The organism is Reinekea blandensis MED297 (assembly GCF_000153185.1).
Lineage (GTDB): Bacteria > Pseudomonadota > Gammaproteobacteria > Pseudomonadales > Natronospirillaceae > Reinekea > Reinekea blandensis.
In genome coordinates, this window is the sequence record NZ_CH724149.1 from 1,101,901 (window position 1) to 1,128,444 (window position 26,544).

At 52.5% G+C, this 26,544-nt stretch carries 26 protein-coding genes and 1 riboswitch; of the genes, 24 read left to right on the forward strand and 2 right to left on the reverse strand.

Features of this window, described 5'->3' with window-relative positions; translation table 11 throughout:
* Positions 1-320: 320 nt before the first annotated feature.
* The 14 genes from MED297_RS05145 to gdhA all read left to right on the forward strand — a co-directional run bounded on the left by MED297_RS05145 (position 321) and on the right by gdhA (position 15,054).
* Entirely contained in the window at positions 321-2,243 is a 1,923-nt protein-coding gene (locus tag MED297_RS05145) for a PrkA family serine protein kinase (RefSeq protein ID WP_008042935.1), read from the forward strand.
* Between the two features lie 13 nt (positions 2,244-2,256).
* Complete coding sequence (locus tag MED297_RS05150) at positions 2,257-3,540, forward strand: YeaH/YhbH family protein (RefSeq protein WP_008042937.1); 1,284 nt, start codon at positions 2,257-2,259, stop codon at positions 3,538-3,540.
* Positions 3,537-5,105 (forward strand): SpoVR family protein, encoded by a 1,569-nt coding sequence (locus MED297_RS05155; RefSeq protein WP_008042939.1) that lies wholly within the window; start codon positions 3,537-3,539, stop codon positions 5,103-5,105. Before MED297_RS05150 ends, MED297_RS05155 begins: the two co-directional genes overlap by 4 nt.
* A 134-nt stretch (positions 5,106-5,239) precedes the next feature.
* Positions 5,240-5,372: riboswitch (molybdenum cofactor riboswitch) on the forward strand.
* Positions 5,361-6,329 (forward strand): GTP 3',8-cyclase MoaA, encoded by a 969-nt coding sequence (gene moaA / locus MED297_RS05160; RefSeq protein ID WP_008042941.1) that lies wholly within the window; start codon positions 5,361-5,363, stop codon positions 6,327-6,329. (Overlaps the previous riboswitch by 12 nt.)
* Position 6,330: 1 nt before the next feature.
* Positions 6,331-6,870 carry a molybdenum cofactor guanylyltransferase gene (gene mobA / locus MED297_RS05165; protein WP_040556457.1) on the forward strand — a complete coding sequence of 180 codons (540 nt, stop codon included), beginning with the start codon at positions 6,331-6,333 and terminating at the stop codon, positions 6,868-6,870.
* A complete protein-coding gene (gene moaB / locus MED297_RS05170; RefSeq protein ID WP_008042948.1) occupies positions 6,867-7,409 on the forward strand; it encodes a molybdenum cofactor biosynthesis protein B in 543 nt (180 codons plus the stop codon). The genes mobA and moaB overlap by 4 nt, the downstream gene beginning before the upstream one ends.
* Positions 7,406-7,885 carry a cyclic pyranopterin monophosphate synthase MoaC gene (gene moaC, locus MED297_RS05175; protein WP_008042949.1) on the forward strand — a complete coding sequence of 160 codons (480 nt, stop codon included), beginning with the start codon at positions 7,406-7,408 and terminating at the stop codon, positions 7,883-7,885. The genes moaB and moaC overlap by 4 nt, the downstream gene beginning before the upstream one ends.
* Positions 7,882-8,133, forward strand: a complete 252-nt coding sequence (moaD, locus tag MED297_RS05180; protein WP_008042950.1) for a molybdopterin converting factor subunit 1 — start codon at positions 7,882-7,884, stop codon at positions 8,131-8,133. The genes moaC and moaD overlap by 4 nt, the downstream gene beginning before the upstream one ends.
* Positions 8,134-8,135: 2 nt before the next feature.
* Positions 8,136-8,585: a molybdopterin synthase catalytic subunit MoaE gene (moaE, locus tag MED297_RS05185; RefSeq protein ID WP_008042953.1), complete on the forward strand. Its 450-nt coding sequence runs from the start codon at positions 8,136-8,138 to the stop codon at positions 8,583-8,585.
* Complete coding sequence (modA, locus tag MED297_RS05190) at positions 8,579-9,295, forward strand: molybdate ABC transporter substrate-binding protein (RefSeq protein ID WP_008042954.1); 717 nt, start codon at positions 8,579-8,581, stop codon at positions 9,293-9,295. Before moaE ends, modA begins: the two co-directional genes overlap by 7 nt.
* Positions 9,292-9,963, forward strand: coding sequence for a molybdate ABC transporter permease subunit (modB, locus tag MED297_RS05195; RefSeq protein WP_008042955.1), 672 nt, complete (start codon positions 9,292-9,294; stop codon positions 9,961-9,963). The genes modA and modB overlap by 4 nt, the downstream gene beginning before the upstream one ends.
* Positions 9,960-11,006, forward strand: a complete 1,047-nt coding sequence (locus MED297_RS05200; protein WP_008042957.1) for an ATP-binding cassette domain-containing protein — start codon at positions 9,960-9,962, stop codon at positions 11,004-11,006. The genes modB and MED297_RS05200 overlap by 4 nt, the downstream gene beginning before the upstream one ends.
* 29 nt (positions 11,007-11,035) lie before the next feature.
* Complete coding sequence (locus MED297_RS05205; RefSeq protein WP_008042958.1) at positions 11,036-13,669, forward strand: DUF2339 domain-containing protein; 2,634 nt, start codon at positions 11,036-11,038, stop codon at positions 13,667-13,669.
* Positions 13,670-13,707: 38 nt separating this feature from the next.
* Positions 13,708-15,054: an NADP-specific glutamate dehydrogenase gene (gene gdhA, locus MED297_RS05210; RefSeq protein WP_008042960.1), complete on the forward strand. Its 1,347-nt coding sequence runs from the start codon at positions 13,708-13,710 to the stop codon at positions 15,052-15,054.
* 9 nt (positions 15,055-15,063) lie between these two features.
* Here gdhA and MED297_RS05215 read toward each other — a convergent pair whose 3' ends face one another.
* Positions 15,064-15,777 carry a sulfite exporter TauE/SafE family protein gene (locus MED297_RS05215; RefSeq protein WP_008042961.1) on the reverse strand — a complete coding sequence of 238 codons (714 nt, stop codon included), beginning with the start codon at positions 15,775-15,777 and terminating at the stop codon, positions 15,064-15,066.
* Positions 15,778-16,029: 252 nt separating this feature from the next.
* Between MED297_RS05215 and MED297_RS05220 the strand changes: the two genes are divergently transcribed.
* Entirely contained in the window at positions 16,030-16,932 is a 903-nt protein-coding gene (locus MED297_RS05220) for an acyltransferase (protein WP_237613411.1), read from the forward strand.
* Here MED297_RS05220 and MED297_RS05225 read toward each other — a convergent pair.
* Positions 16,898-17,527, reverse strand: coding sequence for a rhomboid family intramembrane serine protease (locus MED297_RS05225; protein ID WP_008042963.1), 630 nt, complete (start codon positions 17,525-17,527; stop codon positions 16,898-16,900). The genes MED297_RS05220 and MED297_RS05225 overlap by 35 nt on opposite strands.
* Before the next feature lie 190 nt (positions 17,528-17,717).
* Between MED297_RS05225 and MED297_RS05230 the strand changes: the two genes are divergently transcribed.
* The 9 genes from MED297_RS05230 (at position 17,718) to MED297_RS05270 (ending at position 26,533) form a co-directional block, all read left to right on the forward strand.
* Entirely contained in the window at positions 17,718-18,041 is a 324-nt protein-coding gene (locus tag MED297_RS05230) for a hypothetical protein (RefSeq protein WP_040556677.1), read from the forward strand.
* 156 nt (positions 18,042-18,197) lie between these two features.
* Positions 18,198-18,515, forward strand: a complete 318-nt coding sequence (locus MED297_RS05235; protein WP_008042969.1) for a Bor family protein — start codon at positions 18,198-18,200, stop codon at positions 18,513-18,515.
* A gap of 1 nt (position 18,516) precedes the next feature.
* Positions 18,517-18,831, forward strand: a complete 315-nt coding sequence (locus tag MED297_RS21070; protein WP_008042970.1) for a hypothetical protein — start codon at positions 18,517-18,519, stop codon at positions 18,829-18,831.
* 445 nt (positions 18,832-19,276) lie between these two features.
* The gene (gene ushA / locus MED297_RS05245; protein WP_040556458.1) at positions 19,277-20,872 is read left to right on the forward strand and encodes a bifunctional UDP-sugar hydrolase/5'-nucleotidase UshA; all 1,596 of its coding nucleotides are present in this window, start codon (positions 19,277-19,279) and stop codon (positions 20,870-20,872) included.
* A 239-nt stretch (positions 20,873-21,111) separates the two neighbouring features.
* On the forward strand, positions 21,112-22,107 hold the full coding sequence (locus tag MED297_RS05250; protein WP_008042972.1) for an NAD(P)-dependent alcohol dehydrogenase: 996 nt from the start codon (positions 21,112-21,114) through the stop codon (positions 22,105-22,107).
* Entirely contained in the window at positions 22,104-22,577 is a 474-nt protein-coding gene (locus tag MED297_RS05255) for a DUF3592 domain-containing protein (RefSeq protein WP_008042973.1), read from the forward strand. The genes MED297_RS05250 and MED297_RS05255 overlap by 4 nt, the downstream gene beginning before the upstream one ends.
* A 126-nt stretch (positions 22,578-22,703) precedes the next feature.
* Positions 22,704-23,987 carry a DUF2868 domain-containing protein gene (locus MED297_RS05260; RefSeq protein ID WP_154650838.1) on the forward strand — a complete coding sequence of 428 codons (1,284 nt, stop codon included), beginning with the start codon at positions 22,704-22,706 and terminating at the stop codon, positions 23,985-23,987.
* Entirely contained in the window at positions 23,984-25,387 is a 1,404-nt protein-coding gene (locus MED297_RS05265) for a GTPase/DUF3482 domain-containing protein (RefSeq protein ID WP_008042975.1), read from the forward strand. The genes MED297_RS05260 and MED297_RS05265 overlap by 4 nt, the downstream gene beginning before the upstream one ends.
* Before the next feature lie 42 nt (positions 25,388-25,429).
* Entirely contained in the window at positions 25,430-26,533 is a 1,104-nt protein-coding gene (locus MED297_RS05270; RefSeq protein ID WP_008042980.1) for an HD domain-containing phosphohydrolase, read from the forward strand.
* Positions 26,534-26,544: the final 11 nt, after the last annotated feature.

Sequence of the window (26,544 nt, forward strand, 5' to 3'; positions counted from 1 at the left end):
AACCAGTGAACTAAGCTGCACGTATATCGTCAGGGAGCGTAAGACGGACCGGGCAGGGTATAACCCTATGGCGGATTCAAAAAATCGCGGGGTTGAAAGACGGTTTAATCAGCTGTTTCAGCCCCGAATAATAGCGGTCTGTTGTTTGAGTGATGTCGCCATTTCAAGACGAACTGACGCGTCTGCATGACACATCACAGAAGTGCGTTTCTTTTTGCTATCACTCTGATTGGGATCGTTTTTTTTAAAGTGGCACAAAGCATGCTCATCCAATAGTTGTCGTCAGTTCCGTGTCACTTGCACATGTTTAGGAGGATCATATGGATCTGTTTAAGCATTATCAGGCGCGCTATGAAACCAAACAGCAGGAAGAGTTTTCACTCGAAGAATACCTAGAACTGTGTAAAGCTGATCCGATGGTTTATGCGACCGCGCCGGAACGAATGTTGGCCGCGATCGGCGAGCCAGAAGTCATTGATACGTCAAAAGATTCCCGCCTAAGTCGGATATTTTCCAACAAAGTTATTCGTCGATACCCAGCGTTTGCCGAGTTTTACGGCATGGAAGAACCCATTGAGCAAATAGTGTCTTACTTCCGACATGCGGCTCAGGGGCTGGAAGAAAAGAAACAGATTCTTTATTTATTAGGCCCGGTTGGCGGCGGTAAGTCGTCTCTCGCTGAGCGTTTAAAGCAGCTGATGGAACGGGTTCCGTTTTATGCCATCAAAGGCTCTCCGGTGTTTGAATCACCCTTGGGGCTGTTTGACCCGGGTGAAGATGCACAGCTTCTCGAAGAAAAATTTGGCATACCACCTCGTTACTTAGGATCGATCATGTCTCCCTGGGCCGTAAAGCGCTTGCATGATTACGGCGGAGACATCAGCCAGTTTCGGGTCGTTAAACTGTATCCATCCGTCATCGATCAGATTGCCATTGCCAAAACCGAGCCCGGCGATGAAAACAATCAGGACATATCAGCGTTGGTGGGTAAGGTTGATATCCGGCAGCTAGAAGACTTCCCTCAACACGATCCGGATGCCTACTCATTTTCAGGCGCCTTGTGTAAAGCTAACCAGGGTTTAATGGAATTTGTCGAGATGTTTAAGGCGCCGATCAAGGTACTGCATCCTCTGCTGACCGCAACGCAGGAAGGCAACTACAATGCAACCGAAGGCATGAGTGCGATCCCATTCAACGGGACAGTGCTTGCGCACTCAAATGAATCGGAGTGGCAGCAGTTCCGAAATAATCGGAACAACGAAGCATTTCTCGATCGGGTATACATCGTTAAGGTGCCGTATTGTCTGCGAGTCACCGAGGAAGTGAATATTTATAAGAAGTTACTGGAAAACAGCTCGCTCAGACAATCCCCTTGTGCGCCGGATACACTGCGCATGTTGGCACAGTTCAGCGTCCTGTCCCGACTGAACATGCCGGAAAACTCCAACCTGTATTCTAAAATGCGCATCTATGATGGCGAAAATCTCAAAGACACCGACCCTAAAGCCAAGACCATGCAGGAATACCGAGATGCGGCTGGGGTTAACGAAGGGATGGACGGCCTGTCGACACGATTTGCGTTTAAAATTCTTTCTAAGGTTTTTAACTTCGATGCCACTGAGGTCGCGGCCAACCCTGTGCACCTGTTGTATGTCTTAGAGGAACAGATCGAACAGCAGCAGTTTCCGCAGGAAACGCATGATCGTTATCTGGCCCACCTTAAAGAGTATCTGGCGCCACGCTATGTCGAGTTTATCGGCAAGGAAATACAAACGGCTTATCTGGAATCTTATTCGGAATATGGGCAAAACATCTTTGACCGTTATGTGACCTATGCTGATTTTTGGATTCAGGATCAGGAATATCGTGATCCCGAAACCGGTGAGATTCTGAATCGTTCAGCACTGAATGATGAGTTGGAGAAAATCGAGAAACCTGCTGGGATTTCCAATCCGAAAGACTTCCGCAACGAAATTGTGAACTTTGTATTGCGTGCCCGGGCGAACAACGAAGGGCGTAACCCGAACTGGCAGAGTTACGAAAAGCTACGCGCGGTTATCGAAAAGAAAATGTTCTCCAATACCGAAGATCTGCTTCCGGTCATTTCTTATGCCGCGAAGTCATCTGCCTCGGATGAGAAAAAGCATGAGGACTTTGTCCGTCGGATGGTTGATCGAGGCTACACCGAGAAGCAGGTGCGCCTCTTGAGTGAGTGGTATCTTCGCGTTCGCAAATCGTCATAGAAGGTGACGAATAATGATGAACTCTTATGTCATTGACCGTCGGCTTAACGGCAAAAATAAAAGTGCCGTTAACCGTCGGCGGTTTCTCGAACGTTATAAAAAGCATATTAAACGAGCGGTCAACGATGCTGTTAATAAGCGATCGATTACCGATATGGAGCATGGCGAATCGATTTCTATTCCGTCGGAAGACATTCGGGAACCATCCTTCGGGCATGGTCAGGGTGGTCGTCGTACCATTGTTAACCCGGGTAACAAAGAGTTTGTCAGTGGCGACCGGATCGCCAAGCCTCAGGGCGGCAGCGGACAAGGCGGCGGTGATGGGCAAGCCTCAGACAGCGGGGAGGGGATGGATGATTTTACCTTTTCTATTACTCAGGATGAGTTTCTTGAGTTTCTTTTTGAAGACTTAGAGTTACCAAACCTGGTTCGCAAAGACCTCAAATCAATGGATGATTTTGTTTACCGTCATGCTGGTTATACCAATACCGGTGTGCCGGCAAAAATCAACGTTGTTCGATCTCTGAAAAATGCACATGCCCGACGAATTGCACTCAGCGGTAAATCACGTCGACGGTTGAAAGAAGTCATACGACTGCTGGCGGAGGAAGAGGAGAAAGACTCGGCACTGAGAAGTACGGCTCTGATTGATGAGCTGCTCGAAGAGAAGCTCAAGCTTGAAACGAAGATCGGGCGGTTACCATTCATTGATGACTTCGACCTTCGGTATAATCTCAGCGCCAAGGAACCGATGCCAAGCAATGCGGCGGTTATGTTTTGTCTGATGGATGTCTCGGGGTCGATGACGCAGGCAACTAAAGACATTGCCAAACGATTTTTCCTGTTGCTGTATATGTTTCTGCGTCGGAACTACGAGAAAATTGATGTGGTCTTTATCCGGCACCACACCAGCGCTAAAGAGGTCGACGAAGAAGAGTTCTTTTACAGTCGGGAGACCGGTGGCACCATTGTGTCTTCGGCTTTGCGCATGATGGATGACATTGTCCGTGAACGATATCCGACCAGTGCCTGGAACATCTATGCCGCACAAGCATCGGATGGCGATAACTGGAACGACGATTCACCGATCTGCCAGAAACTGCTGGAACAGAGCATTCTGCCAAGTGTTCAGTATTTCTCCTACATAGAGATTACACCACGTGATCATCAGGCGTTGTGGCATGCCTATGAGAACGTCCAGGCCTCCTTTCCTAATCAGTTTGCTATGGAACAGATTGTGGATCAGGGGGATATCTATCCGGTCTTCCGACAGTTGTTTCAAAGGAAGGTGACATGAGCATAGAGTTAACATCACCTAAAGATCCGCGTCATGAACCGATTACCACGTCCAGTGAATGGACCTTTGAGCGTATTCAGGAATTTGATCGCATTATCGGTGCCATTGCCCGTGAATATCGATTGGATACCTATCCTAACCAGATTGAGATCATTTCCTCGGAACAGATGATGGACGCTTACTCGTCGGTCGGTATGCCGGTAGGGTATCATCATTGGTCGTTTGGTAAACAGTTCCTGCAGACGCAGAACAATTACGAACGTGGTTTTATGGGGCTGGCTTATGAGATTGTGATTAACTCCAGCCCATGCATTGCTTATTTAATGGAAGAGAACACCATGGCGATGCAGGCTCTGGTGATTGCCCATGCCTGTTATGGGCACAATTCTTTTTTTAAAAACAACTATCTGTTTAAAACCTGGACCGATGCGACGGCCATCATCGATTATCTGGTGTTTGCGAAAGACTATGTCGCGCAATGTGAAAATCGATATGGAGTGGAAGCCGTAGAAAAAATTCTCGATTCCTGTCATGCACTGCAAAATTATGGTGTCGATCGGTACAAGCGCCCGGCGCCCATTTCGGCCGCGGAAGAGCGTGCTCGTCAGGAAGAGCGTGAACAGTACCTTCAGCAACAGGTGAACCTGCTCTGGCGAACGATTCCTACCGCGCGAGAAGAAGCTGATCAGGTAAAGCGTGCTCGCTTTCCGGAAGAACCCCAGGAGAATCTGCTTTACTTCATCGAAAAGAATGCGCCCCTGCTGGAGCCTTGGCAACGTGAGTTAGTGCGCATTGTGCGTAAGATTGCTCAATATTTTTACCCTCAGCGACAAACTCAGGTTATGAACGAAGGGTGGGCGAGCTTTTGGCACTATACGCTGATGAACACCATGTATGATCGTGGCTATGTGAATGAAGCGTTTATGTTTGAATTTCTCAGCAGTCATTCATCGGTGATTTATCAGCCACCCTACGATTCAAAATATTACTCAGGGATTAATCCCTACACCCTCGGGTTTAATATCTATTCTGACCTCAGACGGATGTGTGAACACCCCACCGATGAAGATCGAGAGTGGTTTCCGGAGATCGTCGGCCGTGACTGGCTGGATACGTTACACTTTGCTATGGAAAACTTTAAAGACGAGTCCTTCATCCAGCAGTATTTATCGCCGAAAGTGATGCGCGATATGAAACTTTTCTGTGTTTACGATGACCAAGACAGTCCGGAGTACGAAATTAGGGCCATTCACGATGATCCGGGGTATCGGCAGGTACGCAGTGCGCTGGCCGATCAGTACAACCTGAGTACCCGTGAACCCAATATTCAGATTGTGGATGTGAATCTGCGCGGTGATCGGTCGTTGACGTTGAAGCATACGCGGCATAACAACATACCGCTGAACAATGAATGTGAAGAGGTGTTGCGGCATGTTCATCGCTTGTGGGGGTTCGATGTCCGGCTCGAATCCTATGACGGTGATGAGTGTGTAAAACGCTATCGAATGCCACCAGAAGCGACCAGTGCGGAAGAGCCAAGCCTGGAGCATCTGCGATACGTGTGAGTTCCTTGGTATAGTAGAACTGGCTTCAGACCAATGGTTACCGGTACACTGACCGGTAGGGTCGCTTGATGCACAGCATCTGGACTACCCCGAATGGGGTATTCTGAACAGACCAGAGACAATTACACTAACAACATTAAGCAATACACCGAGTGACAGGGCGCTAAGTGGTCTCCATAAGCCCTTGTCACCTCGCAGTAGCGACAGGGTAGCGATTGGAAACGGCGTTGCCTCCCGTGTTTGGAAAGGTGAATAATGTTACAGGATTCTTTTGGACGCCGGTTCTATTACCTGCGTCTGTCGGTGACAGATGTCTGCAATTTTCGTTGTAGCTACTGTCTTCCCGATGGCTATCAGGGGAAACCCGATGAAGCCTTTCTTTCGGCGTCCGAGCTGGAAGCTGCTGTGCGCGGTTTTGCGCAAATGGGCACGCAAAAAATTCGCCTGACCGGCGGTGAACCCGGTTTACGTTCGGACCTGCCCGAAATCATTTACCGATTGAATCGCATAGACGGCATCAACAACATCGCTGTGACCACCAATGGCTACAAGTTGCCACAGCGTATTCAGCACTGGGCCGATGCCGGTTTGAATCATCTCAATGTGTCTATCGATTCACTGGACTCGTCAACGTTTCATGAGATCACAGGTCACGACCGACTGGCCGAGGTTTTAGAGGGCCTGGCCAAAGCTCGCGAGCTGGGTCTGACGGTCAAAGTGAACGCCGTTTTAATGAAAGGCGTGAATGATGATTTGGCGGCCGTGCTTACCTGGTTGAAACAGACACCGGTGACCCTGCGCTTTATCGAAGTGATGGAAACCTCTGATCAGGCGGTGTTCTTCCGGCAGTATCATGTCCGCGGAGACGATATCCGCCAATCCTTGTTATCCCAGGGGTGGCAGCCCGTACTCAGAGATGTCGCTGCCGGTCCGGCTCAGGAGTTCTGGCATCCTGACTATGCCGGGCGTATTGGTTTGATCATGCCCTACAGTCAGGACTTTTGCGCAACGTGCAATCGATTGCGGATTTCCAGCCTGGGTAAGTTGCATCTGTGTTTGTTTGCCGAGCAGGGCATCGATATCCGGCCGTACCTGCAAACGGGTGTTCCAACATCGGAACTGGTGCAGGCTGTGTCCGAGTATGTTCAGGGCAAGAAGGCCACTCATGCTCTTCAGTCTCACAACAGCGGAGCGATGGCTAATCTGAGCCAGATTGGGGGGTGATGTGACTGCCGTATTGCTACTCAGTGGAGGAGCCTCCCGTCGAATGGGGCAAAACAAAGCCCATCTGGCGATGCCGGATGGCGAGGATTTGCTGAGCTGGCAGGAACAGCGATTGTCCGCTGCGGGTTTCCCGGTGTACTCCCGTATTCCGGATCAGGTCACCGGATTCCAGGGCCCGTTGGCGGGAATTCATGCCGCGCTGCAAGCCCATCCGAACGTACCGGATTGGTTGGTTTTGCCAGTGGACATGCCACGCTTATCGCCAGAAGCCATGCAGTTACTGATACAGGCCGGGCAGCACCAACACCAGCTTTGCTGCTTTGACGCGTCTCCGTTACCGGTTTATCTTCCGGCAAAGCCGGACTTACTGTCGACGCTTAACCGGTGGCTGCTGTCAGACGATGGTCCCCGGTCAGTGTCGGCCCTGATTCGCTCGATGCAGGGACAACGCATTCCTGCTGGCGGTTTTACATCTGAACTCATTAATCTGAACACGCCTGCGCAGTGGCAGGCGTTCATCACAGGAGCTGAAACGGTATGAGCCATGCGGCTAAGGATTTCGAAGCGTTGAACATTGCGGTGTTGACCGTTTCCGATACGCGGGACGAAGACACCGATACTTCCGGCGCCTTGCTGGTTGAACGGGCCGGGCAGGCGGGTCACCGCATTGTGGAAAAACGGATCGAGAAAGACGATGTGTTTCAGATCCGCTATCAGGTGTCCAAGTGGATTGCCTCGGCAGACACCCAGGTCGTCCTGATTACCGGCGGCACCGGTTTTACCGGTCGTGACTCAACCCCGGAAGCGGTTTCCGTCTTGTTGGAAAAACAGGTGGATGGTTTTGGTGAGCTGTTTCGGCAGCTGTCCTTTGAAGATATCGGTACGTCAACCGTTCAGAGTCGGGCCCTGGCCGGTTTGGCTAACGGCACTCTGGTCGTTTGCATGCCCGGATCGACCGGGGCATGCCGGACCGCCTGGGATGGTATCCTGCAGCAGCAACTCGATGCACGACACAAACCGTGCAACTTTGTAACCCATTTGAAGCAGACGCAGACGGCTGCCTGTGAGACACGCGCATGAGTGAGTTCAGCCATGTTTCAGCGAACGGCGAAGCCAACATGGTCGATGTGTCAGACAAAGCTGTGACGCACCGACAAGCCCATGCGGAAGCGTTCGTCTATATGAATGATGAAGCCATTGCGCTGATTCAGCGAGGCGATCACCATAAAGGGGACATCTTTGGTGTGTCTCGTATTGCCGGTATTCAGGCGGCTAAGCGCACCAGCGATCTGATTCCGCTGTGTCATCCGTTGATGTTGACCAAGGTGGGTGTCGAACTCACTTTGGAAGCGTCAGAAAACCGGGTGCGCATTGAAAGTGTGTGTAAGCTGGATGGCAAGACCGGTGTTGAAATGGAAGCATTGACGGCGGCATCTGTTGCCGCATTGACGTTGTTCGACATGTGTAAAGCGGTCGATCAGGGCATGCGGATTGAAGGCACCCGGGTGATTAAAAAAGTCGGTGGTAAAAGCGGACACTGGGAGGCGAGTGAGTGAGTACCTACACGGTTAAGTTTTTTGCACGCCTGCGCGAGCAGACCGGTACCGGTTCATTGGAAGTTCCGCTGGAAGACGCGGCCACCCTGTCGGCATTGAAGGCTTATCTGCTTGCCCAGTACCCTCAGTGGCAAGGGGCTTTATCCGGGCAGCTGCTCACCGCCGTGAACCAGACCATGGTATCCGGCGATCAGACACTTAAGGCCGGGGATGAGGTAGCGTGGTTCCCTCCGGTCACCGGAGGGTAACGGTGCTGGAGATACGGGTACAGCAAGATGATTTTTCCGTGCAGCGGGAATACGACGGCTTGTGCCGGGAAAACACCGATGACGGTGCCGTGGTGTTTTTTGTCGGTCGGGTTCGAGACTTGAACGAAGGCGATACCGTGACCGGAATGTTCTTGGAACACTATCCAGGCATGACCGAAAAAACACTGCAGTCGATTGCTGACGAAGCCCGTCACCGCTGGCCTTTGAATCGTATTCGCATCGTTCACCGGGTCGGCGCGCTGAACCCGTCCGATCAGATTGTCTTTGTCGGCGTGAGCAGTCCTCATCGTGGCGCAGCGTTTGATGGCGCGCAGTATATTATGGATTTTCTTAAAACCCGGGCGCCGTTCTGGAAGAAGGAAAGTACACCAGAGGGCGATCGGTGGGTGGATGCCCGATCTTCAGATACCGAACAGGAAAATCGATGGTAAGACGTTCAGTCCTGATTCTGATATTGCTGGCCTGCGTTTGGGCCAGTGCGGAGGAACGGTTGAACGTCGCTGTGACCGCCAGTTTTCGTCCGGTGCTGGATCATCTGGCCGCCGACTTTGAAGCACAAAGCGGCATCCGGCTGAACCTGTCTTCAGCATCGACTGGCGTTTTGTATCAGCAAATCCGCAACGGCGCCCCGTTCGATTTGTTTTTTGCCGCGGATCGGGCACGCCCCGAGTTGCTCCAACAGCAATGGTCGCTGGTTGAGTCGCGTCGGCAAACCTACGCGATTGGCCAGTTGGTGTTGGTGTCTGATGATCCGGCGGTACAAACCGTTGCTGATCTGTCTCAGTACGAGGGGCGTGTCGTGATTGCCAACCCAGCCCTGGCGCCTTATGGCGAAGCTGCCCAGGCGGTACTGGACGCGCAACGTTTTCCGGGCACGCCGATACTGGCCAATAACGTCAGTCAGGCGCGCCAGTACCTGTCGATGAAGCTGGCCCGTGTCGGGCTGATCGCAGCGTCGGTGGCCAGCGGTTTGAACTGGGTCCAGGACGTGCCCGATCAAGACGCTATCTCTCTGGAGCAGCAGCTGCTGGTTCTTACTGATCACTCGGCCAATGCTCAGTTTCTTCAATATTTGCAGAAGAAGTCCAGTCAGGCGGTATTCCGTCAGTTTGGCTATCGGCTTCCTGGTGATCCGTCATGATCGCTGATGCGCTCTGGTTAACCGTTCGACTTGCTCTGACCACATCAGTGTTATTGATTCTGCTGTGTTTGCCTCTGGCGGCATGGCTGGCCACCACACGTTCCCGGTTAAAACCCTGGGTCGAGGCACTGGTGGCGTTACCGCTGGTACTGCCACCGACGGTGCTCGGGTTCTATCTGTTGTTATTCATGTCTCCGAACCAGGGGGTGGGTCGTTGGTGGTTCGAGCAGTTTGATCAGACGCTGGCGTTTAGTTTCTGGGGGCTGGTTCTTGGGTCGATGGTGTATTCGCTGCCGTTTGTTCTGCAGCCGTTGCAGCGCACGCTGGAAGCACAAGGGCGTGGGTTGTCGGAAACTGCCTACACGCTGGGCGCCAATCGATGGCAGACGTTTCTGTCGATTCGGTTGCCCTTGGCGATCCCCGGTTTTGTTGCTGCCTTTGTTTTGGGGGTTGCGCACACGGTCGGTGAGTTCGGCGTGGTCCTGATGATTGGCGGCAACATTCCCGGGCAAACTCAGGTGCTGTCAATTCTGTTGTTCGATCAGGTAGAGAGTCTGAACTATGCGTTGGCGCATCGGCTCTCTGCTGGACTTGTCGTGACCTCATTACTGGTTCTGGTCGGGCTCTATCGATGGAATCGTCATGCCACCGTGCGGGTGGGAACATGAAGTTTTTCATTCATCACCAACCATCAGGTTTAACGTCGGTGCGCTTTGAAGGTGAGTTTGAAGCGGGTGCCCGCGTCGCGTTACTCGGGCACAGTGGTGCTGGTAAAACCACCTTAATGCGGTATCTGTCTGGCCTGGAGCGTCGCGGTTCGGTTCGCATAGAAACCGGCGCTGGAAAGAACCCGGTGCCCTGGCGAAGTGACGTCGTCTATCTGCATCAATCGCCGATTATGTTTGCCCATCATCGGGTTGAGCAGACGATGGCTTTTGCTCAGCGGTTTGCCCGCCAGGAACAACTTCCCATTCGTCGATGGGCCGACATGCTTGAGCTGACAGAGTTGTGGTCGCGCCCCTGTACTGAACTTTCCGGAGGTCAGCAGCAGCGGGTTGCATTGTTGCGGGGATTGATGACCGGGAAGCCCTGGTTACTGCTCGATGAGGCCTTTTCCGCGCTCGATGGTGCCCGATTGTTGCGTGCCTGTGATGTCGTCGAAGACTTTTGCCGCCTGACCGGTGCCGGTTTGATTCTGGCCAGTCACCAGGATCGGCCGCAACGGATTTTGTGCAATGAGGCGTATGTCGTCAATCATCTCAGCGGGCAGCATGAGCCGAACTTGTTTACAGCACTGAACCGGCGCGCCGGAGAACCGAGAAAAACCACGTTGAAAGTCGAGGCTGAACACACTGAGCATGGTTTTTTACGAACCGACTGTGGTGGTGTTCCGCTTTATGTTGCTGTTCCTGAGCGTTGGCGTGAGGGCTCTGCGCGTGTTTCTATCGCCGCCGGTGATGTCAGTATTGCCATTGGGGCTGAACACCAGACGTCGATGGTGAACCGTCTTCCTGTGAACGTTCAGCAGATATCAGACTGGGAGGGACGCGTGTTGTTGTCTCTAAGCATCGGTTCTCAAACCCTGGAGGCGATCATTTCTAAGTTTTCGGCAGAACGGTTGGCTCTGCAGGTGCATCAACCAGTGTTTGCAGAATTTAAAGTCGGTGCGGTAGAGTGGAACGGTCAAATCGAGTGCACAGAGTCTGTCTGAGGCGCTGAAATCGGTAAAAAGGAAACCGTATGGAACTGTTACTGTCGCTGCTGGGCCTGGCGTTTATCGTCGCGTTCGGGTTGGCTCTGTTTGGTGTGCCGGTTTTGTTTCGGCGTCTCAATCAGTTGTCACGAGAAGTGCAAGAGTTACGATCACAACTTCGTCAGCCTGTGTCTGAGCCGGGACCGCAGGCTGTTCAATCCTCGATTCGGCAGTCGAAGCCGACGGTTGCCGAGGCTACTTCTGAAACGCCGCCTTCTGAGGTGGTGGTAGCTGAACCCGAGGTCGAATCGAAAGCCGACACCGTACTCACTCCCGAGCTTGAACAAACGACCAAGCCTACTTCAGCCTGGGCTTCAATTCAGGAAGGAGAGCCCACAGAGCCAAAAGAAACGGGTCAGTTCCAGTCGTTGATCAACAAGCTATTGTCCATGAACCTGACCGCGCAGGTCGGGGCGATTGTTCTCATTTTCGGGGCCGTTTTTCTCGGTAAATACGCTTCCGATATCGGTTTACTGACCTTTACGGCCAAGTTAGTGCTGATGGGTGTTGCCTCCATTACGCTGACATTGGTGGGGATTCGTTTTCAGGCACGGCTGAAAGTCTTTGCCGATGTCTTGCAGGCCACCGGTCTTGCGGGTTGGTTGGTCACGTTGTTTGTTGGCCACGTCTTGTATGAACTGTTGCCCTGGTGGCTTGCCTTTGGTGGTGGCCTGGCAGGTGTGTTGCTGATCGGGCAGCGGGCATTGCGTCAGGATTCGCAGGCTTTAGCCATGGTGGCGTTTCTTGGTGGCTTTATTACTCCGTTTATTGCCAGTTCTGAAGTCGCGTCACTGTGGCGACTGTTTGGCTATCTGGCGGTGCTCAATGCAGCGGTGGTTTGGATTGGTTGGCACAAACCCTGGCGTTGGTTGATTCGTGAAGCCACGGTCGGCACGTTTGGGCTGATTGGCGCCTTGATGTTGGCCGAGCATCTGCAAGATGACCTGTTGCGCAGTGACATTCAATGGCCATTTGCCGTGTTTTTGCTGGTGACGCTGGTGGAGTTTTCAGTACTGGCTGCCGGATGGCTGCGGCAAAACCGCCTGGTTGTTGACCGTCACGCATCTGGCTTGCTGTTTGGGGTTCCGGCTGCAACGGTGGTCGGCTTACAGACACTGCTGGCCAATCAAGCGATCTTGCTGGCGGTCGTGTTAGTTGCCATTGGTGTCTGGTACTGGGGGCTATCGCGTTGGTCTCGTTCGGTTTTCCGGCTACCTGCCATTGTTTTCACGTCGATGGCCGTGCCCTATGCATTGAGTGATGGCTTAACTTCATTAACCTATGCTCTGGAAGGCCTCGGCTTTGTCTATTGGGCCAGTAAATATCAGCGTCGGATACCGTTGTTCTGGGGCTTAGGGCTGCAAATCGTGTCCGCGGTCTTCGCGTTTCGTCTCTTTTTGGAGCCGGTGGTTCAGGCTGAACAACTCTGGTTGTCCTGGATACTCTATGGTGGGGTGGTCGTGACCGGTCTGATTAGTGGCTGGTGGCTGCGACAAGGCTCAATCTTTAAGCCGGTCCGACAACAGTGGCTTGAGGCCGCCGTCGTGACCTGGGCCGTATCTGTTTGGTATTACCAATGGGGATTTTGGCTGGCTGAGTCACTGACTCAGCAATGGACTTTCTTTGCATTTCCGATTATCACGGCTGTGACCGTGATCCTGACTGGCCTCGCTGCCTGGCGTCTTCACTGGTCGGTGATGTGGATGTTGTTACGGTTAAGCAGTCTGCTGCTGTTGTTCAGCGGGCTGGTGTTTTTGGAAGGCTATTCCCATCGGGCGTCTTGGCCGATGCTCACAGGGCTGGCCGCGCTCAGCGCCGGTTTACTCCTGGTTCGATATCGCATTAATCAAACCCTGTTGCCTGCTAAAGCTTGGGATGGGTTTTTGGTCTGGTTTGGTTTGGTCGCGCTGACAGCGGGCGCACTCTACGCAGCGCCAACGTTCATGACCGATTGGAACCTGGCACTTGCTACCGTGGCCGTTCTGGTGCCTGGCATGTTCTTGAGGCCGGCCTTGCGTCGGTTGATTCCGCCCGCGCCTTACCGACGGTTTGCACGAGTTCTGTACTTGTTCATCATCGCTGGCTTAGTCACCACGACACTGTCTCGGCTGGGGAATTACGCGCCTTTGCCATTTTGGCCGATTTTTCATCCGGTTTTGCTGGTCGGTTTGTTGGGTTGTGAAATTCTGTTCCGCTTTGTCCGACGTCTTCGTTACTGGCGTCTTGCCTGGGTGTTGCTGGTTGGCCTGGTACTGACCATGGAGCTGAATCGCTGGCTGTTCCATTACGTTGGTGTCGATTTCAATCTCGATGCCTGGCTGAGTTCACCCCTGACACAAATGGTTTGGTCTTTATCCTGGACCTTGCTTGGTGGTCTGCTCATGATTACGGGTGCCCGGCAGAGTCTGAGCCGGTCTCGCTGGGCATTAGGTGCCGGTATTCTGGGGCTGATTGTACTCAAACTGTTTGTATTGGATTTAGCAGCCGTCGATACCCTGTACCGGATCTTGTCGTTCTTAGGCGTGGGCGCGCTGCTGTTGGCGATTGGCTATATCGCACCGATGCCAGACCGCCCTGCCGTAGACGTAAAAGAAAACGATGGTGCTCCAATCGAGGAGTAAGACCGTAGACAACTGGACATTCATAATTAGGGAATCGCATGTCGGATCAAGACACGTTGCAAGATGTCCTGGACTGGGTTTGTGCACGGGCTGAAGGACAGGAAGAGTTCATCGAAGCTTTTACCGAAGTGGCGCAGGATGTCAGCGCCGACGTAAAAGCTAACGCCAGTTTTCAATCCCACGCCATCCTCAGACGTCTCAGTGAACCGGATCGGATCATTTCGTTCCGGGTGGTCTGGGAGGACGATGAACATCGGGTACAGGTGAATCGGGGCTGGCGTGTCCAGCATTGCAATGCGATTGGACCTTACAAGGGCGGGATCCGTTTTCATCCGACGGTAAATGAATCCATTCTTAAGTTTCTGGCGTTCGAACAGACCTTTAAAAATGCGCTGACCGGCTTACCAATCGGCGGGGGCAAGGGGGGCTCAGACTTCGATCCACGTGGTCGGTCGGATGCGGAAATCATGCGGTTTTGTCAGGCCTTTATGACCGAACTGCACCGGCACATCGGCGAACGCACGGATGTTCCGGCCGGGGATATCAATGTCGGCAGTCGCGAGATCGGGTATCTGTTTGGTCAGTATCGCCGATTGGAAAATCGTTTCGCCGGGACCATGACCGGTAAAGACATTGAGTTCGGTGGTAGCCATGTCCGGGTGGAGGCAACCGGGTATGGCCTGGTTTACTTCGTTCAGGAAATGTTGAAAGCACAGGATGAGGATTTAGACGACAAGCGAATCCTCATTTCCGGTGCGGGCAATGTTGCGACTCATGCGGCGTTAAAGTCTATTGAGCAGGGTGGGCGAGTTTTAACCTTATCAAGCAGTCAGGGCGTGCTGATCTGCGAGGACGGGTTTACGGCTGAACAGATCGAGACGGTGATGGACGCTGACGGCAGTTCGACAGAACGACTGAAATCCTTACTGGATGAGGAAGCTGGCATGCAGTGGAAAGAGGACGCTCAACCGTGGGACATTGACGCCGATATTGCCTTACCCTGCGCCACCCAGAATGAACTGGATGAGACCGCCGCCCAAACGCTTGTCGACCATGGTATCCAACTGATTGCAGAAGGTGCCAACATGCCCTGTACGGCTGAAGCGATTGATGTGTTTGAAGCAAACGATATCCCACACGCCCCAGGGAAGGCGTCTAATGCCGGAGGGGTGGCACTGTCTGGTCTGGAAATGCATCAGAATGCGCAGTTCAGTCAACTGTCATTCAGTCACCTCGATGAAGAACTCAAGCAGGTCATGGCATCGATTCATCAGCAATGTCTGCAGTTTGGCCAGCAGGATGACAAGCTGTCCTACCGTCGTGGTGCCAATCGTGCAGCCTTCGAACGCGTCGCGAAAGCGCTGGTTAGTCAGGGGCTATTTTAACCCTGCGGGTCAGGTGATCGCCCCCCAGAGGGCGATCAACGCTGAAATTGAGCACAAGACCAGTAACATGGGTCGGAACCGCTGGTCGACCCAGCCGCGTGCCCGGACTCCCAAAAAATAACCAATGAGCGCAACCGGTAAAAAAGACAGGCCGGTCAGCCACAACTCCGCGGTCATCAGCCCCATCAACTGATAACTGATCAACGACACGATACAACTGTAAGCAAAGTAGACCGACAGATTGGCACGCGTATGGTGACTGGCAGAATGCTGCATGACCAGTGCCATCGGCGGCCCGCCGATGGACGTCGTGGTGCCCGCTATCCCGGACAGAAACCCTGCAATGGAAAGGTTGGAAACGGTCGCTGGAAAAGGGCGGGCAAAGGCGGTCACAAAGATCGCAACAAACACCATGGCCGCCACCGCGATCTGAAGAAGCTGGATAGGCAGTTGGGCCAGAATCCAGGCACCGACAACGGTTCCGGGTAATCGGCTGATCATGGCCGGCGTGATATGACGCCATTGAATGCCGTGCCATTGGTTTGCGGTGTTTCTTATGCTAAGCATAAGCGCGACGATGGTTAAGATGATCGGAACCCATTCGGGGCGGAACAATACGATGATGGGGGCAGCGATGACGGCCATACCAAAGCCCAGCGCGGTTTGTATCAAACATCCGAACAACAGCGCTGCTGCGGCCAGCCACCAATAAAGATCAAACATCCGCGTGGGTCCCGTGGTTTGAAAACGAAGCCGGCAAGATTATCGTTGATTTAGAGTGCATACAATCATTCCCCGAATCGGGGTGTAGTTTTCCTTGCGATCACTATTCTTGCTGATCATAAAATCATCAACATTGTCGGTCACTGATCGGCAACGTCATACTGATGGCTTTAAAGTACAGGTGTATAAAAAATCTTGCATCTGGGTTTGGAAATCGGTAAAAAAACGCCGGTTCATGATTGGAGTACTGTTGTGAAATCTCTGTTGCAAAGCATTCTCGGCGCCATATCCATGGTGATGTTGGTTGTGCACACACTGTTTATCAGCCTGTTTGTGTTTTCATCCATTATCTGGAAGGTCATGTTGCCGCAGCGACTGCGTCACAAGTGGGCAGATCCCTATGTGATTGGCGTGGCCAACGTTTGGCTGGCGGGTATCTTGTGGTGGCTGACAAACGTATTGCGGATTCGTTTTGATGTCGACAACAACGTCAAATTGTCGATGGAAGAGTGGTATATGGTCGTGTCCAATCACCAGAGCTGGGTCGACATCTTTGCTTTGTTCTACGTAACCAAAGGCAAAATCCCGCTGTTGAAGTTCTTTATCAAGAAAGAACTGATGAAGGTGCCAGTCGTGGGTCAAGCCTGGTGGGCCATGGACTATCCGTTCATGAGCCGGCATTCTCGGGCATATCTGGCAAAGCACCCGGAAAAAGCCGATGACGACCTGAAAGCCACCAAAAAAGCCTGTGAAAAATTCTCTTATGTGCCAACCAGTATTGTGAACTTTCTGGAAGGGACGCGCTTTACCGAAGTGAAGCAGCAAAAACAGAAAGCCCCTTATGCGCATTTGCTGCGTCCGAAAGCGGGCGGTATTGCATTTGCCATTCAGGCGTTGGGGGAGCGGTTCTCATCGATGATTGACACCACCATTGTCTATCAGGATCGGGCACCGACGTTTTGGGATCTTGCCTGTGGTCGCGTGGGTACGGTCACCCTGAGGCTGCGCCATATCGAAATTCCGCAGCAGTTCATCCGCATGGACTATCAGAATAACCGGCAGGATAAAAAAGACTTCCAGCAATGGCTTCATGAGTTGTGGCTGGAGAAAGACGCGTTGATTACTCAGATGAAGGCAGGGACCTCATCCGTCTGAGCCGGGCCCGTATGAGTGGCAGGGCAATCACCCCTGCCACCAAACCACTGGCCAGTCCACCCAGATGGGCGGCATTGTCAACGGGCAGCACGAGTCCCATCCCAAGATTGATCACCAGAATCACACCAATGCTTTTCAGCCATTCGTTGCGGACTTCCGGCCGCACCAGATTGCTTAACACCAGGACGATGAACAGACCAAACAGGCCAAACACTGCGCCTGACGCGCCCGCACTGTAGACCTCTTTATTAAACACATAGCTGGCCATGCTGGCACAGAGGCCCGTGGTCAGAAACACCACGATGAATGCCACGTGGCCCAGCAGAGGCTCCAGAAAACGTCCCAGGAACAGTGTCGATACAGAGTTGAAAACCAAGTGCATCAAACCGAAATGTACAAAAATGCTGGTGCCTAATCGCCACCACTGTCCGGCATCAACCCAGGGAGAAAAGTTGGCACCCAACCAGTAAAGGCTCTGGATCGAATACTGGGTAAACGACAGGTTCATGATCGACATGGCTACAAATACCAAGCCGTAAATGAGAACGAGTAACGGGCTGATTTTATATCCGGGAGCTGGCAACAGCAGATTCATGGAGGACGGTTCCTGAGTTTTTAGTGATAATGGGCCCCCGAAACCAGAGACTCAATGGATCTGGATCAACCTTACCCGCTCATTACGTCCGTTTACGTAACCCAGCACCATCCAGTTAGTGACAATCAGGGTGGCAATCTGCTATTGTATTTGGTCGAATTTTGATCAGTTGGTGCCAGCTATTACGGTCATGAAACCTGTACGAACCAAAAAAGACCTTCAGGCCGATCTGGCCCAGCAGGTCGAGTCGTTTTTGTCGCATGGCGGCGAAATTGACGTGGTGGAGCGCGGCACCAGCGGGTTGCCTCACGATAAACCCTGGATCAATCCATTCAAATCAGCGGATCATGAAAAATCGCAAAGCCGGACACCTGTCCCTGAAGTTCTGGCGGCCATTGATTCGCGCAAACAGAAACGTAACAAGCCCGTACCAAAGAAACGCCAGCCTGAGAAAGTGTGGATATACGATGATTTTGGTGAGCCGGTCCGTTGGGTCTGGAAAGACGGGTCATAAAATGTAGCAATGCCGAATCAGTCACAAAATTGGTGGGTAACCCTCTGACCAATGACCCTTTTCTTGCAATCGATTATCGCTAACCTATCATGCCTTCCGAGAGTCGTTGTGATTTTGACAACGATGTCGATTAAAACCATCCGTTAAGGAAAACACATGAAACTGATCTCAAAGAGCAAATCGGCACTGTTGTGCGCCGGTTTGGGTATCTTTTTGTCCGGTTGTGCGTCGGTGACAATTTCACCGGTCGATGCACCTAAGCTGACCTCCACACCGACCTATGAACAACGTATGGACTTCTTCTTCTGGGGCTTGACTCCAGATGTGCAGCAGGTTTCGGTGAATGACGTGTGTGTCGGGACGGGTGTCCGTCAGATGCAGGCTCAAACCAAGCTGGAAGATGGTATCTTCACAGTCATCACGCTGGGTATTTTCTCACCCAGAAGCGTTAAAGTCTGGTGTGAGGAGGCCTGAAATGATGAATCTGACTAAAGTTCTGAGTGCGTTCGCGGTCATGGCCGCGGTGTCGGGTTGTTCCACCATTGAGTTTACCAATGGCGAGGCAATGTCCAGCGAGCAATACAGTGTCTGGCATCATAATGTGGCTTATAGCCTCTATGAAGTGTCGCCGCCGGTACAGCCATCCAAGTTCTGTCCGGATGGTTGGTCTAAGGTGACGGTCGAAAAAGACATCGTCACAGCCATTGGTGGCAGTGTCGACGAGGCCATTACCTTTGGTGCCGTTGACGTCTGGGATCCATGGGCGGTGTCCGTTACCTGCGCTCGCTAAAATCCTGTAATCTGTTTCAAAACCCGGCTTTGCCGGGTTTTTTTATTGGTCGAATTTATTGAGCTTTGGTAACAGCCGGACTCAGGGGCTGAGACTGAATAATTCGGGCGGATATTCAGGCATTGATCTCTGGTCATTCGCTTTTCCGTCATAAATCGGCAAGGAAGTTGACTTTTTCCTGTGATCTTCCGATAAGATAGTGTGCAATGCCTTGACAAGAAGTGTGAAATTGCTCACCTTAAAACCTGAGCAAATGGTCGACTTTTGGACGTCGACGACACAATCATAAAAACGCATGGATGACAGGCTCGATAGGCTGCGTTTCAATCACTCAGTGCAAAGCGCTGTAAACTGAAACTTGCTACCTTCCCAGGTTGCAGATTGATGGATCCGCATTGATCTGTGTTCTCTGGGAACACGTTTCGATAATGGAGATAACAATACTATGAAAAAGTGGAACCTCGCACCCATGGGAATGCTGACTGCTGCTGTTGTGCTGGCAGGTTGTGCGACCATGGGACCTGGCTATGAGCAAGATAAAGAATACCAACTGACCATTCTGCACACGAATGACCATCATGGTCGTTTCTGGCGCAATGGCGATGGTGAGTACGGCATGGCTGCCCGTAAGACGCTGATTGACAGCATTCGTGCCGAAGTGATGGCAGAAGGCGGCGATGTCTTACTGTTGTCTGGTGGTGACATCAACACGGGTGTTCCAGAGTCAGATCTTCAGGATGCTGAGCCGGACTTCAGAGGCATGACGATGCTGGGCTATGACGCCATGGCTGTGGGTAACCATGAGTTTGACAACTCTCGTGACGTGTTAATGCAGCAAGCCGAATGGGCCGACTTCCCATTCCTGGCCGCCAACATTTTTGAAAAAGGTTCCAGCAAAACGCTTTTCGAACCTTATGAAATGTTCGACATTCAGGGTAACCGTGTTGCCGTTGTTGGTTTCACGACCGAAGATACCGTTAAAATCGGTAACCCCGAGTACACCAGCGATCTGGATTTCAAAACTCCGGTAGAAGTCGCTGAAGACCTGATTCCAAAGCTGAACAAAAAAGCAGATTTGGTCGTTGCGGTGACGCACATGGGCCACTATGCAAACGCTGACCACGGCGGTAATGCACCGGGCGATGTGACGCTGGCGCGTTCAGTTCCAGGCATCGACGTGATTGTCGGTGGTCACAGCCAGAATCCATTGTTTGAGCCGGACGAGCAAAACGGCACCTTGATTTTGCAGGCGCATGAATGGGGTAAATACGTTGGTCGTATGGATCTGACACTGAAGAATGGTGAAATCGTTGATTACGATTACCGCCTGATTCCAGTCAATCTGAAAGATGAAGTTGAAGACGCGGAAGGCAATGAAGTCATGGTTTTCCAGGACGTCGAAATTGCTGAAGATCCAGACATGCTGGCGTTCCTGCAGCCTTATCAGGACAAAGGTGCGGAAGCGCTGGATACGGTCATTGGTTCCGCTGATGGCGATTTCATCGGCGAACGTTCCGTTGTTCGCAGCAACCCGACTAACCTGGGTGTGCTGATTGCCACAGCGCAGATGGAAAAAGCCAAAGCCGATGTAGCTGTCATGAACTCTGGTGGTATCCGTGCCGATCTGGAAGGCGGTGACATTACCTACAAAGACGTACTGATTGTACAGCCATTTGCCAACATGCTGACCTATGTGGATTTGACTGGCGCTGAACTGATGGAGTATTTGGAAGTGGCCATCAGCAAAGAAGCCGGCAGTGGCGCATTCGCACAGTTCTCTGGTGTTGAAATCATCTCCACCAACGGTGAAATCAACTCAGCGGACGTTAATGGTGCACCAATCGACGCTGACAAGACGTATCGTCTGGCGGTGAACGCATTCATGGCCTCCGGCGGTGACGGCTATCCAAAGATCTCTGATCATCCGAACTTTGTGAACACTGGTTTTGTCGATGCTGACCTGTTGGCTGAATACATTACCAACAACAGCCCATTGAGCATCGAAGATTACGATCCGGGTTACATGATTGATCGCATGTAATTGCTGAGCGTTCCAATTGAAAAGCAGCCTTCGGGCTGCTTTTTTTTGCCTGGGTGTTTGGGACTGTGACACTGTGTCTACGTCTGTGAACCGTTCAACGCTTGCTTAGCAAAAAGTGACCATTGCATCTGTTATGTTTCGGGTTTTCTGTCTTTACTGTAGAGGCAGGCGGTTAATGGAGCTTAATAACGCTTTTGTTTAAATCAGCCTATTTTAACGATTCAATTCGGATACGAACCATGAAAGCGGCCATTTATTCTCGCTACGGAACTGAAGATCAACTGGACGTGCAGGACGTTGCAACTCCCGAACCTAAACCGAATGAAGTGCTTTTAAAAGTCCATGCCGTCTCTATTAATGGCAGTGATTGTGAGTTCTTGAGCGGTACACCCGCCTATGCACGTATAAACGGACTATTGAAGCCAAGAAAACACATTCTGGGGTCTGACATTTGCGGTGTCATTGCCGCGATCGGTTCGCAGGTTACCGATTTTCAGGAGGGAGACGCTGTATTTTGTGACAACTTTGATCGTTTGGGGGGCTTTGCCGAGTATGTCTGCGTTCCAGCATCCAAGTTAGTGAGAAAACCCTCCGGGCTGACAGATGAACAGGTTGCGGCCATTCCTCAATCAGGCGTGATTGCGATGCAGTCACTGACGACTAAGTCGCCCGTGTCCGCAGGTCAGTCGGTGCTGATAAACGGCGCAGCGGGTGGTGTGGGCAGCTTCGCGGTACAGATGGCGTTGGTCTCTGGAGCGCATGTTGTTGCTATTGATCACGGCAAAAAGCTGAACTATCTGCGTCAGCTGGGTGTCGAGGAAGTCTATGATTATCAGGCGTTGGACCGGCAGGTTCTGACAGGCCGGTTCGATAAGATTGTCGATCTTGTGGGTGGGCAATCGGTGTTGAGCATTCGTCGCATGTTAAAGCCAGACGGTCACAGTTTGGTGGTGGGCGGACCGGTTCGTTACCTGATCTCGACACTTGTCGTTGGGACCACGTTGTCCATCGGACGACCCCTATCTCAGGGGATTCTGGCGCATCAGCAAAACGAAAACGATATGTTGGAAGTGGCACGACTGGCCGAAACAGAACAGATTCAGGTGCCGGTTTCTGCCGTTTATGCTCTGGAGGATATTCGACAGGCGTTTAAGGCCTTGCGGACACAGGCCATTGGCGGAAAGGTGGTGATTAAACCCGGGGGATCTGTCAAGGCTGAGGAGCGATCGTCATGATTAACGCGCCATTTCTTGTGGGTTGCGCCTTCGCGTTGTTTGGCGTGTACTTTTTCGGGGTTGGCGTTCGTCACTTTCGTCAGGCTCAACGCAGTCGTCAGTGGCCCGTTTTGGAAGGTCGCATCGAGTCGAGTTGGTTGTGGGGACGTCGAATGATCGATGGTGAGATGAAGCCGGCGGAGCATCTCGACGTCACCTATAGCTTTGATTACGGAGGACAGTCCTGGCAGAGTCAGCGGATAGCGTTTTACACGCTGGTCTATCCCGAGACCTGGCAGCTGGCCGAACAGTTCTCTGAAAACGCAGCGGTATCTGTGTCGGTGAACCCGCATCAGCCGGAAGAGTCCGTGTTGATTCCCGGTCCGAGACCGGGTCATAAACGGTACAGTGATATCATTCTGGCGGTGATTGCCATGGTAGTTGGTGTTGGCCTGGCTTGGGCCGGGTGGGTTAGTCTGCTGGGTCACTGACAAGACCAAGCCTCTTTTTGATGCGGCTTCTGTAAAACCCTTGAGCTTTCACAGGCACTTTCATCAACCTTGTCTATCGACTGGCAAGACCGCTATGATCGAGTGATTCATCAGTCAGGATTTTTTGTGCGACATCGTTCTACTCGTTTTATTCATGCTTTCTTTTTCCGCGGTTCACTAACACGAGCGTTGTTTCGATGGCTGACATTTGAACAGTTTGTGCGACGGGGTCGAAAACTGGCGGTTCCCGATGCCTCCCAATCGCCATCCCATCAGCAGGAGTGGTTGACGCTTTGGGAGCAAACGGAGGAATCCGGTTTGCCTATACCCTCTGTGCTGTGGTTGTGGACACTGGTCTCCGCCTTTTTTGGCATGGCTGCCATGCTCGGGTTGCTCTCGATGAGCCATGTTGCCGGTGTGAATATCTGGGCGGCATTGTTGCTTTTTGCCGCACTGCCGTTGCTGATGGTTGGGGTTTCGCTCGTCGGTATGTTTTTGCCGATGCGTGGCTTGTCTGGTCATCCTGTTATGAGTTTGCTGGTAAATAAGTTGGGGCTGCATCCGTTCCGATCGCGGTTTGTTCTGTTGATTCCTTGGTTGCAGTGGCAGCTTCAGCGTGGTGGTCTCGCCTTTATGGTGTCAGCGCTGCTGACTTTTTTTGTGTTTGCGACCTTTCAGGACGTACGGTTTGTCTGGTCGTCAACGTTTATCGAGCAAAACGACACGATGCAGCAGATGTTGGCGGTGTTGGCCTGGCCCTGGCACGGGTGGTTAGACGCTCCGGATGCCGCTACGGTTGCGCAGGCGCGTTTCAGAGCAGGGTTTTCACTCGGAGGTACGGGTGATCAGGACGGGTTGTGGCCATTCGTCGTTATGGCGATGTTGGTTTATGGGTTGCTACCGCGGCTGATGTTATCGGTGGTGTGTCGTTTCCGGCTGCGTCAGCGATTATCCCGAGAGATTTCCCGCAGCTCGCTTCCCGAGCAGTTTTTTACCATTCAGCAGCATGCCATCAGCCGGGCGGCATTGTCCGACACGCCTGATGATGATGTGCTGGCGATCGTAATACGAGACCCGCAAACTCAATGTCTTGTTGGCTGGCGTATGCCGGCAAACGAACCGGATCTGGTTTGGAACCTTGGTCTGAAGTCCTGGCAGGACGATGAGCAATGGCTGACATCTTTTGACGGTTTTAGTTCGAAACCCGTGGTCCTGGTCACTGAACTCTGGCAAACGCCGATGGGAGAACTGTCGGATTGTATTTCGATACTTCAGCGTCGGGGTATTGCCGTAGTATTGATGTTAACCCGGCGCGAACGACCGTCAGATCGTGCCGATGCGCAGGAACGTTCGTGGCGTTATTTTGCGCAAAAAAATCAGATTGAAGTGGTAGGGGAAGCCAGCTTATGACAGTCCCGGTGTTTGCCGTCGTTGGCCATCCGAACAAAGGTAAATCGAGTATTGTGTCAACGTTGACGCGCCAGGATGCGGTGCGGATATCCGAACTCTCCGGCACCACTACTCAGGCTCAATCATTTCAGTTAAATCTGAATGGGCAGTGTCAGTATGAACTCGTCGATACACCAGGGTTTCAACGCCCGCGACAGGTGTTGCATGAACTTGAGCAATCCGCTGTTAATGCGGCCGGGCGTCCAGCCGCCGTGAAAGCGTTTTTAAGCCGTCAACAGGCGCAGCCTGACAGTTCTTATACGGATGAAGTCGAGCTGTTAACCCCTGTGATGGCCGGCGCGGGCGTCATCTATGTGGTGGATGGCGCGATGCCGTACTCGGCGGAGTACGAAGCCGAAATGACCATTCTGCAGTGGACTGGTCAACCTCGGATGGCGTTGATTAACCCCATTGGTGGCGAAGACTATGTAGACCAATGGCGAGACGCCTTGTCACAGTTTTTCAGTGTCGTTCGGGTCTTCGATCCACTCACCGCAGATGATCAAAAACAGCGAGCGGTGCTGTCGGCGTTTGCCGAGCTGTACGATCCCTGGCGAGTACCGTTGGAGCTGGCCATTGATCGCATTCGTCAACACGATACACGTCAGCATCAGCAATGTGCGCAGGTAATCAGTCGCCATCTGGTTGAGATGATCGGCCATACCAGTGACGTCAAGGTGCCGATGGATTTTGCTGAAGCCAGTTTGAAAGCGCATTTGCGCATCAAATATCAACAGTCACTGCGCGACCTTGAAGCGCAGGCTCAGCGTGAACTGCAGACACTCTATGCGCATTTATATCTGCGTACCGAAGGTGATCGTCTTGATGCTGATTACCCGGACTTGTTCGATGAAGATGCCTGGTATCTGTTTGGGCTGGACCGAACCCGATTGGTGGCATTATCCGGCTCGGCCGGTGCTGCAGCGGGCGTGGCCATCGATGTGGGCGTTGGCGGTTCCTCTTTGATGCTGGGAGCATTGGCGGGTGGTTTGTTATCTTCCGCGGCGTCGTTCGCCGCCACCTGGAAGCCGACTTCATTGAAGGTTCGCGGGGTTCCTGTGGCCGGGAAGCGTCTGGTTGCAGGGCCCATTAAAAACCTTCAGTTTTGTTTTGTGATTCTCGGACGATTGCTGGCGTTTGCTGACGCTGTGCGGTTTCGTACCCATGCGGATCGTTCGGTGGTTCAACTGCAGGATGTCGGCGTTAAAGAACGCATGAATCGTCTCAGCCGGACCGAGCAGGTTCGGTTGACGCGGTTGCTGCAAAAGGCGAACAAAGGCCTTTCCGAAAAAGAGATGCTACAGTTAGAACAGACAATAACAATGCTGCAGCAGCCGGAGCCCGTGAACTCGCCGGAGTAATCGTTTTCCTGAGCGGAATGCAGTGAGACGAAGCGATCGATCATGGCCGTATTTACCTATCAGGATTCAGACCTTGAGATTCTCCGAGACTTTGCGACTGACAGTGACGATTTGAGTCGGGCAGCAGAGAGTCACCTCTTAGCATTGGAGCAATCACCTGAGGATGCAGAACTACTGAATGCGTTGTTCCGGACGGTGCACACCATTAAAGGCAATGGCGGGTTATTAGGGCTGGACCCTTTGGTCCAGCTGCTGCAATCATTGGAATCGATATTGGATGCGATTCGGGACAAAACCTGGACCTTCGAGCCGATTCTCGGTGACCTGACCCTATTGATACTGGATCGGTGTCTTGAGTTTATCCGACAGCTCAGTGAGTCGGGTACGGCCGAGTTTGATCAGCCCATCTTCGATGCGGTGGTCGGTCAGCTTGAGCACGCCCTGACGTTGACCGGCTATGAGCGTACCGACTGTCTCGGCCGGGCTCTGACCCTGTTGGATCCATCCACAACGCAATGGCAGGAAACGGCGAAAAGTGCGTCCCTGTTTGATCAGATTGCGTTAACTCCATCCAATGATCTTCAGTTCATTCATTCGTTGGCCGAGCAGACGCAGCAGCGAGCCGATTTCTGGCAAGGTCGGCTGAATCGCGTGGTCCTGTGGCTGCTGGCGCTGAATGATTACGCAGGTAGCCCCGTGGAGCCTGAACAGCTGGTGGTGGCCGCCTGCATGCATGACCTGGCCATGGCCTTAATGCCCTCGGCGGTGATTCATGCCCGATCGCCACTGACCGGTGCCGAACGGCAGGTGATTCAAAATCATGTTCATGTCGCCAGCCGCATGACCTCTTCATTTGCGCAATGGCACACCGCTAAGCAGATTCTGGATCAGCATCAGGAAAACTTCGATGGTTCCGGATACCCGCTGGGCTTGCAGGGCCATCAAATCTGTACCGGGGCACAGATGCTGGCGGTGGTTCATGCGTTTGAAGCGATCACGCATGGGTACTCCAGAGAACTTTCCCGGCGACGTCCGTTGATGCGCGCGGTCATGGAGTTGAACCGATTCGCTGGCGAACAGTTCAACCCGGAATGGGTGCAAGCCTTTATGGAAGTCACCCGGGCCGATGAACCTCAAGCGTCATGACGGTATTCGCC

Coding starts and splice junctions, on each gene's coding strand:
- MED297_RS05145 (WP_008042935.1), top strand. CDS start 321: ATGGATCTGTTTAAGCATTATCAGGCGCGCTATGAAACCAAACAGCAG.
- MED297_RS05150 (WP_008042937.1), top strand. CDS start 2,257: ATGATGAACTCTTATGTCATTGACCGTCGGCTTAACGGCAAAAATAAA.
- MED297_RS05155 (WP_008042939.1), top strand. CDS start 3,537: ATGAGCATAGAGTTAACATCACCTAAAGATCCGCGTCATGAACCGATT.
- moaA (WP_008042941.1), top strand. CDS start 5,361: ATGTTACAGGATTCTTTTGGACGCCGGTTCTATTACCTGCGTCTGTCG.
- moaB (WP_008042948.1), top strand. CDS start 6,867: ATGAGCCATGCGGCTAAGGATTTCGAAGCGTTGAACATTGCGGTGTTG.
- moaC (WP_008042949.1), top strand. CDS start 7,406: ATGAGTGAGTTCAGCCATGTTTCAGCGAACGGCGAAGCCAACATGGTC.
- modA (WP_008042954.1), top strand. CDS start 8,579: ATGGTAAGACGTTCAGTCCTGATTCTGATATTGCTGGCCTGCGTTTGG.
- modB (WP_008042955.1), top strand. CDS start 9,292: ATGATCGCTGATGCGCTCTGGTTAACCGTTCGACTTGCTCTGACCACA.
- MED297_RS05200 (WP_008042957.1), top strand. CDS start 9,960: ATGAAGTTTTTCATTCATCACCAACCATCAGGTTTAACGTCGGTGCGC.
- MED297_RS05205 (WP_008042958.1), top strand. CDS start 11,036: ATGGAACTGTTACTGTCGCTGCTGGGCCTGGCGTTTATCGTCGCGTTC.
- gdhA (WP_008042960.1), top strand. CDS start 13,708: ATGTCGGATCAAGACACGTTGCAAGATGTCCTGGACTGGGTTTGTGCA.
- MED297_RS05215 (WP_008042961.1), bottom strand. CDS start 15,777: ATGTTTGATCTTTATTGGTGGCTGGCCGCAGCAGCGCTGTTGTTCGGA.
- MED297_RS05225 (WP_008042963.1), bottom strand. CDS start 17,527: ATGAATCTGCTGTTGCCAGCTCCCGGATATAAAATCAGCCCGTTACTC.
- MED297_RS05230 (WP_040556677.1), top strand. CDS start 17,718: ATGAAACCTGTACGAACCAAAAAAGACCTTCAGGCCGATCTGGCCCAG.
- MED297_RS05235 (WP_008042969.1), top strand. CDS start 18,198: ATGAAACTGATCTCAAAGAGCAAATCGGCACTGTTGTGCGCCGGTTTG.
- MED297_RS21070 (WP_008042970.1), top strand. CDS start 18,517: ATGATGAATCTGACTAAAGTTCTGAGTGCGTTCGCGGTCATGGCCGCG.
- ushA (WP_040556458.1), top strand. CDS start 19,277: ATGAAAAAGTGGAACCTCGCACCCATGGGAATGCTGACTGCTGCTGTT.
- MED297_RS05250 (WP_008042972.1), top strand. CDS start 21,112: ATGAAAGCGGCCATTTATTCTCGCTACGGAACTGAAGATCAACTGGAC.
- MED297_RS05255 (WP_008042973.1), top strand. CDS start 22,104: ATGATTAACGCGCCATTTCTTGTGGGTTGCGCCTTCGCGTTGTTTGGC.
- MED297_RS05265 (WP_008042975.1), top strand. CDS start 23,984: ATGACAGTCCCGGTGTTTGCCGTCGTTGGCCATCCGAACAAAGGTAAA.
- MED297_RS05270 (WP_008042980.1), top strand. CDS start 25,430: ATGGCCGTATTTACCTATCAGGATTCAGACCTTGAGATTCTCCGAGAC.